This window comes from Aeromonas sp. HMWF016 (assembly GCF_963878195.1).
Taxonomy (GTDB): Bacteria; Pseudomonadota; Gammaproteobacteria; order Enterobacterales; family Aeromonadaceae; genus Aeromonas; species Aeromonas lacus.
Genome location: NZ_CAWNWX010000122.1, coordinates 23,391 through 36,158, shown reverse-complemented (window position 1 = coordinate 36,158; position 12,768 = coordinate 23,391). Strand labels below are relative to the sequence as shown.

Here is a 12,768-nt window from a genome sequence, read left to right as displayed (position 1 = left end):
TGGATGAAGGGGACATCATGTATATGCCCACCACCGCGGCCAATATCTCGGTGGGCAAGGCGCGGGAGATTTTGCAGCAGACCGACAAGCTGATCCGTACCGTGCCCGAGGTGCAGAACGTGTTCGGCAAGGCGGGGCGCGCCGAATCGGCCACCGACCCCGCCGATCTGGTGATGATGGAGACCAGCATCCAGCTCAAGCCTCGCGACCAATGGCGCCCCGGCATGACCCCGGAGAAGCTCAAAGAGGAGCTGGACTCCCTCATCCGCTTCCCCGGCCTCACCAACGCCTGGGTGCCCCCCATCAAGACCCGCATCGACATGCTGGCTACCGGCATCAAGACCCCAGTCGGCATCAAGATTGCGGGGCCGGATCTCAAGGTGATCCAGCAGCTCGGCCAACAGCTTGAGCAGATCGTCGGCAAGGTAGAGGGCGCCTCATCGGTCTACGCCGAGCGGGTGGCGGGCGGCCGCTACGTCAAGGTGGATATCGACCGGCTGAAAGCGGCCCGCTATGGCCTCAACATCGCCGATGTGCAGGCGGTGCTCGCCACCGCAGTGGGCGGCATGGAGGTGGGCCAAACCATCGAGGGGCGCGAGCGCTACCCCATCAACCTGCGCTACCCCCAGAGCTATCGCGACTCGGTAGCCAGCATGGAGCTGCTGCCGGTGGTGACGCCGAGCGGGGCGCGTATCGCGCTGGCGGACGTGGCCCGAGTCTACATCAGCGACGAGGCACCCATGCTGCGCAGTGAAAACGCGCGCCTCAACGGCTGGGTCTACGTCGACATTCGCGGCCGCGACATCGGCTCTTTTGTGGCTGAGGCCAAGGCCGAAGTGGGCAAGCAGCTGGTGCTGCCGGCGGGCTACGCCCTCACCTGGTCTGGCCAATACGAGTACATGGAACGGGCCAAGGCGCGCCTCGCCTACGTGGTGCCGCTCACGGTCGCCATTATCGTGCTGCTGCTCTATCTGGCGTTTCGTCGCGTTCAGGAGGTGCTGCTCATTCTCACCACTTTGCCGCTGGCGGTGGTGGGCGGGATCTGGACCCTCTGGCTGCTCGACTTCAACCTCTCGGTGGCGGTCGGGGTCGGTTTTATCGCCTTGGCCGGGGTGGCGGTGGAGACCGGCGTCCTGATGCTGGTCTACCTCAACCACGCCTGGGATGACCTGGTGGCCCAAGGCAAGCCGGACCAGGCGGGCCTGCACCGGGCGGTGATCCACGGCGCCGCCCTGCGCCTGCGCCCCAAGATGATGACGGTAGTGACCATCATCGCCGGTCTGTTGCCCATCATGTGGAGCCACGGCACCGGCTCCGAGGTGATGCAGCGCATCGCCGCCCCCATGATCGGCGGCATGGTGAGCGCGCTGGTGCTGACCCTCTTGGTGCTGCCTGCGGCCTACTACCTGTGGCGCAGTCGCAGCCTTGGCAAGTAGGCCGACTAAACAACACATTTGTATCAATCACGAGGAAAGACCATGAACTACAAGAGAGTTGCCATCACATTGCTGCTCGGCCTTGCCACCCACACCAGCCTGCAGGCCGCCGAGATGATGAACCATCAGGGCCACGACATGAGCCAGATGGGGAAAATGGAGGGCATGAGCGAGATGGGCGACATGATGATGACCAAGGGGGTCATCACTCGCATCGACGCGGCCAGCGGCAAGGTCGGCATCAAGCACGAGGCGATCGACAACCTCAAGATGCCCGCCATGACCATGGTGTTTCGGGTGGCTGATCCGGCCCTGCTCAAGGATCTGAAGGTAGGGGATGCGGTGCGCTTTCATGCCGAGAACCCGGGTGGCAAGCTCACCATCACCCAAATCCAACCGCAGTAAATGCCCGGCTCGCTCCGGGCTGCACGGATAAGCAAAGAGGGAGGCATCAGCCTCCCTCTTCTATTGGTTAACCGCTAGTGTGCAGTGGCACTCAGCTGCGGGTTGCCAGCAACTGCTCCACATCCTCAATCACCTTGAGGGCCGCCTGCGGGCCGCCGCTGGAGGTCCAGAGCGACCCGTCCACGGCGCCAAAGCGCTTGGCCTTGATCACTGGCAGCTGCTGGAACGCCGGGGTCTGCTCCGCCTGACGCATGGCATCCACCGCATCACCGGTGGCGCTGAGGGTACCGATCACCAGCCAGTCGGCATCCAGCAGATTGAGGGACTCAAGACTCAGGGGCGGCGAGTGAGGGGCGCCGGTACCCTGCTGCTTGCTTGGGCGTACCAGCCCCATCGACTCCACCACGCTGCTGGCAAAGGTGCCCTGATACATAAAGCTCGGCCCCTTCGGGTTCCAGCGCACTATGCTGATGCTCTCCCCCTGATGCTTGGCCAGCTTGCTGCGCGCCTCTGCCAGCCGCTCTTCATAACTCTTGAGGAAGACCTCCCCTTCCTTGTCGCGGTTGAGGGTATGAGCGGTGCGGCGGAACATATCCTGCCACGGCTCGCCCCACTTGCCGGTGACCACGGTCGGCGCGATCTCACTCAGCAGGGACAGCAGCTCGGGACGGGTCTGGCCGGTCAGGATAAGGTCGGGTTCCAGCGCAATCAGCGACTCCAGATTGGGGCTGTCGAGATCGCCGATCACCTTGATATCGCTTACCCCCTGCTCCAGCAGGTAACGTGGCATGGTGGGCTGGCCACGGCCATTGACGGCGCCGATGGGGGTCAGCCCCAGGGTCAGGGCGCTGTCGAGATCGAACTCGCTCAAGGTCACCACTCGCAGTGGCTTGACCGGCACCTGCACCTGTTGGCCAAACGCATCGGTCACTTCACGCATCTCCTGCGCCTGAACCAGCGGGGCGGCCAGTATCAGGATGGCTGCTGCCAGAGAGGCAAAACGCTTCATCATCTCACTCCTGTGTTGTGCTGCTTGCATACAAGTCAGCGGTGGGAAGGTTCGCGAAACGGGCCGATGCCGGTTTCGCACAATCTCAACTGGCCGACCGCCATTGGCTGACTTGGTCATGGCGGCGCGGCACGATAATGGGCGCACCGTCACCGGGGGCATGCAGAATGTCGACACTGGTCTGGTAGAGCCGGTCAATCAGAGACTTGGTCACCACCTCCCGGGCCGGGCCCATGGCGGCAATCTCGCCATTGCCGATGGCGATCAGCTCGTCGCAGTAGCGGGCCGCCATCGCCAGATCGTGGATCACCAGCAGCACGGTTTTGCCCTCGGCGGTGATGCGGTGGATAGCCTCCATCACCTCGGTCTGGTGGCCGATATCGAGGGCGCTGGTAGGCTCGTCGAGCAGCACCATGTCGCTGTCCTGCGCCAGGATCATCGCAAGCCACGCCCGCTGCGCCTGCCCGCCGGAGAGAGATGCGGCGCTCTGCTGCCAGATCCCCTCAAGCTGCATCCGCTCGCAGGCGCTGCGCACCATGCGGGCATCCTCATCACTCCACTGATTGAACCAGCCCTGATGGGGATGGCGGCCATACTGCACCAGCTGCTCCACCAGAATGCCGGCAGGCAGGGTCGGTCGCTGGGGCAGATAGGCGAGCTCCCGCGCCAACCCCTTCATGGGGTAGCTGGAAAGTGGCTTGCCTTTGAGCAGGATCTCGCCGCTTTGGGCTTTCATCTGGCCGGAGAGCAGCTTGAGCAGGGTCGATTTGCCGCAGCCGTTGGGGCCGACGATCCCCACCAGCTTGCCCTTCGGCACGCTGAAGGAGATATCCCGCAAGATGGGGGTCTGCTGATAAGCGAAATGGAGGCGATTTACGGTGAGCGTCATCAGTCAGCCCTCTGGCGATTGTTAACGAGAAGAAACAGCAGCAACAGGCCGCCGAGAATGCGGGTCATGATGCCGGTCGCCACCTCGTGAGGGCTGGCCAGCACCCGGACCAAGGTATCGCTGGCAAGCAGCAGCAAGGCGCCGCTGAGTGCCGCCAGCCAGAGCGGCACCACCCGGTCTTTCACCAGCCAGGAGGCAAGAATAGGGGCCGCCATGGCGATAAAGACCACGGGGCCGCCGATGGCGGTGCCGAGTGCCGCCACCAGAATGGCCTGCGCCAGAATGCCCAGTTGCACCCTATCGCCGTTGACGCCAAGCCCTCTGGCCATCTCGGGGCCAAAGCGAAGCACCGCCAGCGAGCGGGAGAGATAGACGATCCACGGGCAGAGCAGCAGCAACAGGATGGCAATGGGGGTGATGGTGCTGTACCCCACGGCGATAAAGCTGCCCATGTTCCACAGATAGAGGGAGCTCAAATGCAGCAAGGCCTGGGTGGACATCACAAACTGGCCGAGCGCCTCGAACAGTTCGGAGAGGCCGATACCGATCACAACGAACAGATAGCCCTGCTCACCCGGTTTGCGGCAGAGGGCATAGAGCACCAGCGCCGCGAAGATGGCGCCGATGGGGGCCGCCCACCAGGGCCAGCTGCCCACTGTCAGGTAGAGGGAGAAGACGATGATGGCCAGAGAGGCCCCGTTGTTGACCCCCACCATGTCGGGTGTAGCCAGCCGGTTGCGCACCAAAGTCTGCACCAGACAACCGGAGAGCCCCATGGCGGCCCCCGCCACCACGACCCCAAGGATGCGTGGCAGCCGGATCTTGAACAGGGTGAGCTGCTCAAGCCGGGTCCCCTCCCCCAGCAGGGTGTTGACCACCCCGGCAAAGCCGAGCTTGCCGCTGCCAACGCTCAGGGCCAGCAGAGCAAGCGCCAGCAGCGCCATGACCAGCAGAGCCAGCCAGCGCCAGCTGGGCAGATGGATCAGCAAAGAGCGGTTGCCGGCCCGCAGGCAGAGCATATCGGTAGGTGTACGCATCAGCCCCTCACTTGACGGTCAGCAGGGTACGAAAGCCCCCGCGATGAACAATGGCGATCAGCACAGGTGCACCGATCAGGGCCAGAATGACCCCGTTGGGCAGCTCGAACGGCTGGATCAGCCAGCGCGCCAGAATGTCGGCCAACAGCAGAAACAGCATGCCGAACAGGGCGGAGAAACAGACCTGCACCGACAGCTTTACCGGTTCCACCAGTCGGCCACAGTAGGCAGCCAGAAAGCCGACAAAACCGATGGGGCCGGCGATGGCGATGGCACTGGCGGTAAACAGGGTGGCGGCCAGCAGCACGCCAATCCGCACCCGGTTTGGGCGGAGCCCCAGCGCCTGGGCCTGACTGTCCCCCATCTGCATCAGGGTCAGCTGGCGACAAAGCAGCAAGGTGATGACAAACGCTGCCAGCACGAAGGGCAGAACAGCGACGATGGCATCGAGATTGGCCGCCGACAGGGAGCCGAGGTTCCAGAAGCGGTACTGCTCCAGCACCATCTTGTTGGAGAGCAGCAGAAAGCTGGAGAGACCACCGAAGGTGGCGGAGAGCGCCACCCCGACCAAAATGAGCTTGAGGGGGTTGGAGCGACCAATCATCATGCCGAGCCCCAACACAATCACGTTGCCAAGCAGCGCGCCGAGTCCGGCCCAGAGCAGATAGCCATAGGCGGACTCCACCCCGAACCAGGTGAGCCCCACCACCAGCGCAAAGACGGCCCCGGCGTTGACTCCGAGCAAGCCGGGTTCCGCCAACGGGTTGCGGGTCGCGCTCTGCAACAAGGAGGCAGCCAGAGACAAAGAGCCGCCGACCACCATGGCACAGAGGGTGCGCGGCAGTCGCAAGGTATTGAGCACCATGGCGAGCTTCTCGTCATTAACCCACAGGGGATTGTGCGTCAGATACCCGAACACCTCGCGGGCACCATAGACGCCGGCACCGGTAGCCAGCGAGAGGCAAAACAGCGTGCAGAGAAGGAGCAATGCCAGCCAGAACAGATGGGTCTGGTACTTAACCACCCTTTACGACTCCTTGCGTTGGGGTCTGACAACATGCAGCCAAACCGACGTGAAAACAGGGCGTTCTTGTGTCAACGGAAATAAAAACGCCGCCCGGACGAATACCCGGACGGCGCAATACTAAATGCAAATCATTTTTATTTGCAAGTTTGATGTGTGACGGGATCTCTTCTGCTCAGCTATCCATCACATCATGGCGGGTCTGATGATAGGCCTCTTCACTCTTGCCCCGGCGCCAGTACGGCACCGCATAGAGCGACTGACGCTCCACGTCGAGCATGGCGCGGCAATGGCGACGCAGCGGCAGCACCAGCGCCTCCTCCCCGCCTAGCCAGAAGAAACCGCCATCCCGAGAGAGAGGCAAGGCCTGCACATGCTCCAGAATGCCGCTGGTTGCAGGCTCTCCCACAAACCAGTGACAGCGTACGCCGACCGGCAGTGTCAGCGGCTGAGCATCCGCCTGATCCGGCACCAGGATGGCAATCTCCCCGCTGGCATCGGCAGGCATCACTTCGCACATCGCCATGATGGCTGGCAAGGCGGTGAGATCGCCCACCAGACAGTAGTGCTCTGCCGGTTGCAGCATGGGGTTGGGGCCACCCGGCCCGGACAGGATCACCTTATCCCCCGGTTTGGCGTGGGTAGCAAAGATACTGGCTGGCCCGCTATCGCCATGAAGAACAAAGTCGATATCGAGCTCCAGCTCATCACGGCGAAATGCACGGATGGTGTAGGTGCGGATGACCGGCTTGTCCGCCGGATTGCTCCAGCGCGGGCCGCCCGCCGTCATGGCAGGCATGACGGGTTCGCCCTGATGAGGCTGGGCCAGCATCACCTTGATATGGGCGCCGCCGCAGGTAAAGGGATAATCGGCCAGTTCATTGCCGCCAAAGGTGATGCGCCGCAGATGAGGGGTAAATTGTTGCACTCGCTTGACCGTCACCGGACGGGGGCGATTGGGAGGCAGGCTCTGGGTCACGGATAAACTCCTCTTCGAATCAGTCTGCATGCTACCCTTAAATAGGAATAATTATCAAATGAGATCTATTCTCGCCTTTACCCTTAACACGAACCGGATTGGCTTTTTCCCTCTTGCGGCTCAACCGGGCGATGGACACAAGGTGGTGCATTGGGACACCTTGATTCACAACGGAAAGCCCGCACCTCACCTGGATTGGCCAAAGGGTTCCATTTGCTTATTTCGACCATAGTTTTGCGAGATCAAATTTTATTTCTCAATAAGTTTCCTATCCTTAGTTGAGCAGTTAATGTAAGCACAGGATGCCAAACAGGATTGTATGATGGATGACGAAATCCTGATTATTGATGACGACGATCTTGCTCTCACCGATGTGCAGCAAGCGGGCTGGAAAGTGATGATCGTTGACGATGAACCCGAGGTTCATCGCATCACCAAGATCACCCTGAACAAGTTCGAGTTTGACAATCGCCCCATCGACTTTCTGCACGCCTATTCCGCAGCACAAGCCAAGGAGCTGCTGGCGACTACGCCGGATGTCGCCCTGCTGCTGCTGGATGTGGTGATGGAAGTCGACCATGCCGGTCTCGACGTCGTCAAATACGTCCGCGAAGACCTGCAAAACAAGATGGTTCGTATCGTGCTCAGAACCGGCCAGCCCGGTCAGGCACCTGAAGATGACGTTGTCACCAACTACGACATCAACGACTACAAGGACAAGACCGAGCTTACCTCACAGAAGCTGCGAACCCTGCTGCGTGCCAGTCTGCGTTCATATAGAGATATCCGCACTCTGGAGAGCAACCGGCAGGGGCTCGAGAAAGTTATCGAAGCCTCTAAAGGGATCTTTGAGAAACGGGCACTGCGCCAGTTTGTCGAGGGGGCACAGGAGCAGCTGAGCGCCCTGCTCCATCTGGGTGAGACCCAGATCTACGACGTAAAGCAATACACCTACGAGGTGAAGGATCAGCTGCTTGAGCCCCTGCTGCCGGGCCATGCGGCGATGCGGCTGACAGACGCTCCCGAGATCCTGCGCCAGGCGATGGCACAGGGCAGCAATGTCTACAGCACCAACCAGATGGTGCTCTACTGCCAGAACCCTCGCCACCACCTGTTGTTCCATATAGAGACAACGCGCCAGCTCAGCCAGATCGATACCAGCCTGCTCACTCTCTTTACCGAAAACATCATAGTGGCGCTGGAGAACATCCGTCTCAACGAAGTGATCGCCGACAATCAGCGCGAGATCATCTACCGCATCGGTGAGCTGGTCGAAACCCGCTCCAAAGAGTCGGGGCTGCATGTCAAACGTGTTGCGCTCTATACCGAGCAGTTCTGCCATCTGCTCGGGATGAGCGAAGAGCAGAGCGAGCTGATAAAACGCGCTTCACCGCTGCACGATATCGGCAAGGTCGGCATCCCTGATGCCATCTTGCACAAGCCGGGCAAGCTGACCCCGGAAGAGTGGGAGATCATGAAAACCCATGCGCAACTGGGACAGGACATGCTCTCCGGCAGCGACTTGGCGCTGTTCCAGATCGGCGCCACCATAGCGGGCAATCATCATGAAAAGTGGAATGGCAGCGGCTATCCACGTGGCTTGAAAGGGGCAGATATCCCGCTGGAGGGACGTATCGTGGCGCTGGCCGATGTGTTCGATGCGCTGGGCTCTGATCGCTGCTACAAGAAGGCATGGCCACTGGAAAAGGTGCTGGATCTCATCGAAGAGGAGAAGGGACAACACTTCGATCCCCAGCTGGTCGAGCTGATGATGGCCAATCTCGACAAGTTCCTCGAAATCCGCGAGCAGAACAAGGATGTCTATATCGGCGAACACTAGCCCTTCTTTCCCAACTGACATTCGAAAATGCACAATAAAAAACCGCCCAAAGGGCGGTTTTTTATTGTTTGAACTTGCCGTTATTGCTCTGGCAAGTTGAGATCCAGCTTGGCGGCTGGTTGTTCTGCTTGCTGGCTTTCTGCTTGAGCTGCTGCCAAGGCACGTTTCAACGCCTTGCGTTTTTGCAGGATGATAAACCCGACCCCGCCCAGAATAACCAATAGCCCGCCACCACCGGCCAGCGCCCAGATCAACCAGCCCATACCCCCCTTCTCTTCCGCTTTCTCGGTCGCTTTGGCGCTGGAGGTTGGCTCGGCAGCAGAGACCGGCGGCGGAGGTGGAGGCGCCGGCGGGAAGACATTGAAGGTTTTCACCGGCATAGCGATCCTCACTTCACGGCCAAGGCGGGTGGTACCGTAGAGCGCGGCCTCTACCTGATATTGTCCAGGCTCCTTGATGACGGAAAAATCGACATCCAGTTTGGGCGCCGTCGCCACTTCGCTAAACGAGTAGTAGCCTCCAGTCTTGCTGGTGACTGTGCCCTTGAGCGCCACAGAGGCAGGATCCAGCTCATCACGGTCGACCAGTAGTGACAACTTGGCCCCCAGCTCTTCGGAGGGAGGCGCCAGGTTGTAGGTAAATGGATAAGGATAAAGCAGCACATCCTGATAGCGGGCCCGGACAAACACCTGATTGCCGGTACTGAACATGGCGCGATATTTGCCCGCAGGAATATCCTGCAGGATCGCCTCTGCCGTCATGATGCCATCACCCGGCACCTCATCAAGCCCCTTGCCGTCGTCAAGGTAGTGGCCAATCTCCTGATCGAGCACCGTATTCTGCTTGCCAGGGTCGCTGAAGGATTGCAGTTTGACCCTCATCCCCAGATCGGAGAGGTAGTACTTGTCCTTGGGAGGCTGGCCATCGATCGAGAGCCACGCCTTGAGCTTGACCACCTCTCCCTGATAGAGCTGCATCGGCAAGGCGGCGATGTCCATCCGGATATCGGAGAGGATCCGCACCCGGTTGTCAGGATCCACCTCGCCAATTGCCTGCCACGGGCCCGGCATGGGATTGCGCAGGGTAATGAGATCATGCTCCGGTAGCGCCAGCCAGCCCACATCATCCGGCTTGACTTTGCCCACGTAGAGCTTGCTGCCATCGGGGCGCACCAGGATCACCGAGGGGGTGCCCGGCTTGCGCTTGATGATGAAGGTGATCTCCTTCACCCCGTAATCGATACGAAAGCGGTTATCCAGCAGCGGAATATCGGAAGGGGCAAATACCTCGGTCGCCGAAGCGCCGAGCGACCCCAGCAATAGAAAAGAGGCCAGCCACTTGCTCATTGCCGCCACAGACAACTCCCTCCCTTCTTCTGCACCAGATCCAGTCTTGCCTCGTGCAGCGCCTGCACCTCTTCACCCGCTCTGATCACCTTGAGCGCCGGTCGGTTGCTCTCCAGCCGGCGGATACTGGTGTCCTGATTGCTCTCGTTTTCACTGCTTTCGGTAGCCAGATTGAGTTTGGTCTGGCCGCCGGTCATCAGCAGATAGACATCAGCCAGGATCTCCGCATCGAGCAAAGCCCCGTGCAGGGTCCGGTGCGAGTTGTCGATGCCGTAACGATCGCAGAGCACATCCAGGTTGTTGCGCTTGCCCGGGAAGAGATCCCGCGCCATCGCCAGGGTATCGGTGATGGAGCAGATATCCGCGGTCTTGAAGTTGAGCCCGAGCTTGCTGAACTCGTAGTCCATGAAGCTCACGTCAAACGGTGCGTTATGGGCGATCAGCTCGGCGCCCCGGATAAAGTCGAGGAACTCGTCGGCAATCTGGCTAAAAGAGGGTTTGTCGCGCAGGAACTCGTCGGTAATCCCGTGAACCTGGATAGCTTCCGGGTCCACCAGCCGATCCGGCTTGATATAGACGTGGTAGTGGTTACCGGTGAGCTTGCGGTTGATCACCTCCACACAGCCGATTTCGATAATGCGATGGCCAAGGTAAACTGGGCCGCCACTGGTATTCATACCCGTGGTTTCAGTATCCAGAATGATCTGGCGATTCAGTTGGGGTGTGTTCATGATCCAATCTATGTCAAACTTCGGCTTTACTCGCTAGTTTACCCCAAGCCTCATGTTAAAACAGATTGATTTGTATACGGATGGTTCCTGCCTCGGCAACCCGGGCCCGGGCGGTTATGGCGCCGTGATGGTCTATGGCAAGCACCGCAAGGAGATTGCGGCCGGCTTTCGCCTCACCACCAACAACCGGATGGAGCTGATGGCCGCCATTATGGGCCTGCGCACCCTCAACGAATCCTGCCAGGTTCGCCTTACCACTGACAGCCAGTATGTGCGCCAGGGGATCACTCAGTGGATCATCGGCTGGAAGAAGAAGGGGTGGATGACTGCCAACCGCCAGCCGGTCAAAAACGTCGATCTCTGGAAAGAGCTGGATGCGGAAGTGAGCCGTCACCAGATCGAGTGGCTCTGGGTCAAAGGGCACTCGGGCCATCCGGAAAACGAACGCTGTGACGAGCTGGCCCGCGAGGCGGCCTGCGGCAAGGATCTGGCCGAGGATACCGGCTACCAGCCCTGACGGGCCATGCCCGGTGTGGCGAGGGATTTTGGCAGCTGCCAGCGGCGGCGCACCGGGATCAGCGGAAAGCGCCGTTTACGGGCGGCAATCACATAGACAGAAGCAAACGCCCGGCAGTAGTCCCGCCCAACACTCTCCTGCCACCAGCTGTGCCAGCTCTGTTTGCCCATAAACGAGTAACCGAAGCGCTCATCAAACATCACCTCGCACCCCAGCAGATGGAGCCAGTCGGTGACTCGCCCGGGGGTAAACATCCGCGCCGACCAGGGCACCTTGCGCCGCAAAAAAGGGATGCAGTGGCCTATGCCCACCAGACTCATGGGGTTGTAGCCACTGATAATCAGCCAGCCATCGTCGGTCAGCACCCTTTCGGCTTCGCGCAACACCTGATGGGGATCGGCAGAGAAATCGAGACAGTGGGCCAGCAGGCAGGCATCGACACTGCCGGTACGCACCGGCAATGCCATAGGATCGCCATACATGTCGAGCAGCCGCCCCTCGGAGGCGACGCCGACCTGATGGCGAATGGATGAGCGTTTGCAGGAGAGTTCGGCGCTCAGGGCGCCAATCTTGAGCAAATGATAGCCAAACAGGTTGGGACACCAGCTGTCGAGCCGCTCCTGGATCTCGGCGGCAACCCAGTCCCCCATAGGCAACGCGGACCAGCTGGTCGGGATCTCGATTTGTTGTTCGGTACGTGCCACCTGCATAATAGGGCTCAACTCGCGGTTTCGAACGCCATCCTGTTATATAAGATACCCTCCCTAAAGAGAAGCAGACTCATGTATCCAGTGATCACAGTTCCTGCCTTTAATGACAACTACATCTGGTTGATTAGACACGAAAATCACTGTCTGGTTGTCGACCCGGGCGAAGCGGCCCCCGTGCTGGAGCGGCTCGCGGCGCTGGGGCTGGTGCTTGATGCCATCCTCCTGACCCACCATCATCACGACCATGTGGGCGGGGTTGGCGAACTGCTCGAACAGTTCCCCCATGCCCGGCTATATGGCCCCAAACTTGACCCCATGCCAGCCCACCATGGCCAGTGGCTGGAAGATGGCGATCAGATCAACTGGCACGGTCTTGCCCTTGAGGTGATCCATGTACCCGGCCATACCCGCGGCCATATCGCCTACCATGGCAACGGTATGCTCTTTTGCGGTGACACCCTCTTCTCGGCCGGTTGTGGTCGCCTCTTTGAAGGGACGCCGGAGCAGATGTATCACTCGTTGCAACGGCTCGCCGCCCTGCCCGATGACACCCTCATCTATTGTGCCCACGAATACACTCTGTCAAACCTGCGCTTCGCCTATGCGGTCGAGCCGGACAACCCGGCGATCCGTGATCAGATCGGGCTGATCAGCAAACTGCGCCAACAGGGGCTGCCAAGCCTGCCCAGCCGACTGGGGGATGAGCGCAGGTTTAATGTTTTTCTGCGCTGCGAGCTCGATTCAGTGAAATTTTCTGCTGAAAAGCAGGGGCTAAAATGCGTGGAAAATCCGGTAGATACCTTCACGATCCTGCGCCAATGGAAGGATGTTTTTTGAACAAACCT

Annotated in this window: 13 protein-coding genes; 5 read left to right on the top strand and 8 right to left on the bottom strand. The window is 60.2% G+C overall.

What is annotated here, in order from left to right; all coding sequences use genetic code 11:
• Positions 1-1,436 (top strand): efflux RND transporter permease subunit (locus AACS24_RS22035; protein WP_258223012.1); only part of this gene is annotated, 1,436 nt, incomplete at its 5' end.
• Positions 1,437-1,478: 42 nt separating this feature from the next.
• Positions 1,479-1,841, top strand: a complete 363-nt coding sequence (locus tag AACS24_RS20865) for a copper-binding protein (protein ID WP_108571875.1) — start codon at positions 1,479-1,481, stop codon at positions 1,839-1,841.
• Between the two features lie 91 nt (positions 1,842-1,932).
• On the opposite strand, the gene AACS24_RS20860 is transcribed toward AACS24_RS20865, so the two are convergent.
• The 5 genes from AACS24_RS20860 to AACS24_RS20840 all read right to left on the bottom strand — a co-directional run bounded on the left by AACS24_RS20860 (position 1,933) and on the right by AACS24_RS20840 (position 6,779).
• Positions 1,933-2,850 carry an ABC transporter substrate-binding protein gene (locus AACS24_RS20860; RefSeq protein WP_108571874.1) on the bottom strand — a complete coding sequence of 306 codons (918 nt, stop codon included), beginning with the start codon at positions 2,848-2,850 and terminating at the stop codon, positions 1,933-1,935.
• A gap of 85 nt (positions 2,851-2,935) precedes the next feature.
• Positions 2,936-3,739, bottom strand: coding sequence for an ABC transporter ATP-binding protein (locus AACS24_RS20855; RefSeq protein WP_108571873.1), 804 nt, complete (start codon positions 3,737-3,739; stop codon positions 2,936-2,938).
• Positions 3,739-4,776, bottom strand: a complete 1,038-nt coding sequence (locus tag AACS24_RS20850; protein ID WP_108571872.1) for a FecCD family ABC transporter permease — start codon at positions 4,774-4,776, stop codon at positions 3,739-3,741. The genes AACS24_RS20855 and AACS24_RS20850 overlap by 1 nt, the downstream gene beginning before the upstream one ends.
• Positions 4,777-4,783: 7 nt before the next feature.
• Entirely contained in the window at positions 4,784-5,800 is a 1,017-nt protein-coding gene (locus AACS24_RS20845; RefSeq protein WP_108571871.1) for a FecCD family ABC transporter permease, read from the bottom strand.
• Between the two features lie 175 nt (positions 5,801-5,975).
• Positions 5,976-6,779, bottom strand: coding sequence for a siderophore-interacting protein (locus tag AACS24_RS20840; RefSeq protein ID WP_108571870.1), 804 nt, complete (start codon positions 6,777-6,779; stop codon positions 5,976-5,978).
• A gap of 322 nt (positions 6,780-7,101) precedes the next feature.
• On the opposite strand from AACS24_RS20840, the gene AACS24_RS20835 reads away from it, so the two are divergent.
• Positions 7,102-8,619, top strand: coding sequence for an HD domain-containing phosphohydrolase (locus AACS24_RS20835; protein ID WP_108571869.1), 1,518 nt, complete (start codon positions 7,102-7,104; stop codon positions 8,617-8,619).
• An 80-nt stretch (positions 8,620-8,699) separates the two neighbouring features.
• Here the strand turns inward: AACS24_RS20835 and AACS24_RS20830 are convergent, their stop codons facing one another.
• Positions 8,700-9,965, bottom strand: coding sequence for a TIGR03503 family protein (locus AACS24_RS20830; RefSeq protein WP_108571868.1), 1,266 nt, complete (start codon positions 9,963-9,965; stop codon positions 8,700-8,702).
• Entirely contained in the window at positions 9,962-10,696 is a 735-nt protein-coding gene (dnaQ, locus tag AACS24_RS20825) for a DNA polymerase III subunit epsilon (RefSeq protein WP_108571867.1), read from the bottom strand. The genes AACS24_RS20830 and dnaQ overlap by 4 nt, the downstream gene beginning before the upstream one ends.
• A gap of 52 nt (positions 10,697-10,748) precedes the next feature.
• On the opposite strand from dnaQ, the gene rnhA reads away from it, so the two are divergent.
• On the top strand, positions 10,749-11,213 hold the full coding sequence (rnhA, locus tag AACS24_RS20820; protein WP_033114259.1) for a ribonuclease HI: 465 nt from the start codon (positions 10,749-10,751) through the stop codon (positions 11,211-11,213).
• On the opposite strand, the gene AACS24_RS20815 is transcribed toward rnhA, so the two are convergent.
• On the bottom strand, positions 11,201-11,923 hold the full coding sequence (locus tag AACS24_RS20815; protein WP_181364255.1) for a methyltransferase domain-containing protein: 723 nt from the start codon (positions 11,921-11,923) through the stop codon (positions 11,201-11,203). The genes rnhA and AACS24_RS20815 overlap by 13 nt on opposite strands.
• Before the next feature lie 72 nt (positions 11,924-11,995).
• Here AACS24_RS20815 and gloB point away from each other — a divergent pair, with 72 nt between their 5' ends.
• Positions 11,996-12,760: a hydroxyacylglutathione hydrolase gene (gene gloB, locus AACS24_RS20810; RefSeq protein WP_041208658.1), complete on the top strand. Its 765-nt coding sequence runs from the start codon at positions 11,996-11,998 to the stop codon at positions 12,758-12,760.
• The last annotated feature ends 8 nt before the right edge of the window (positions 12,761-12,768 follow it).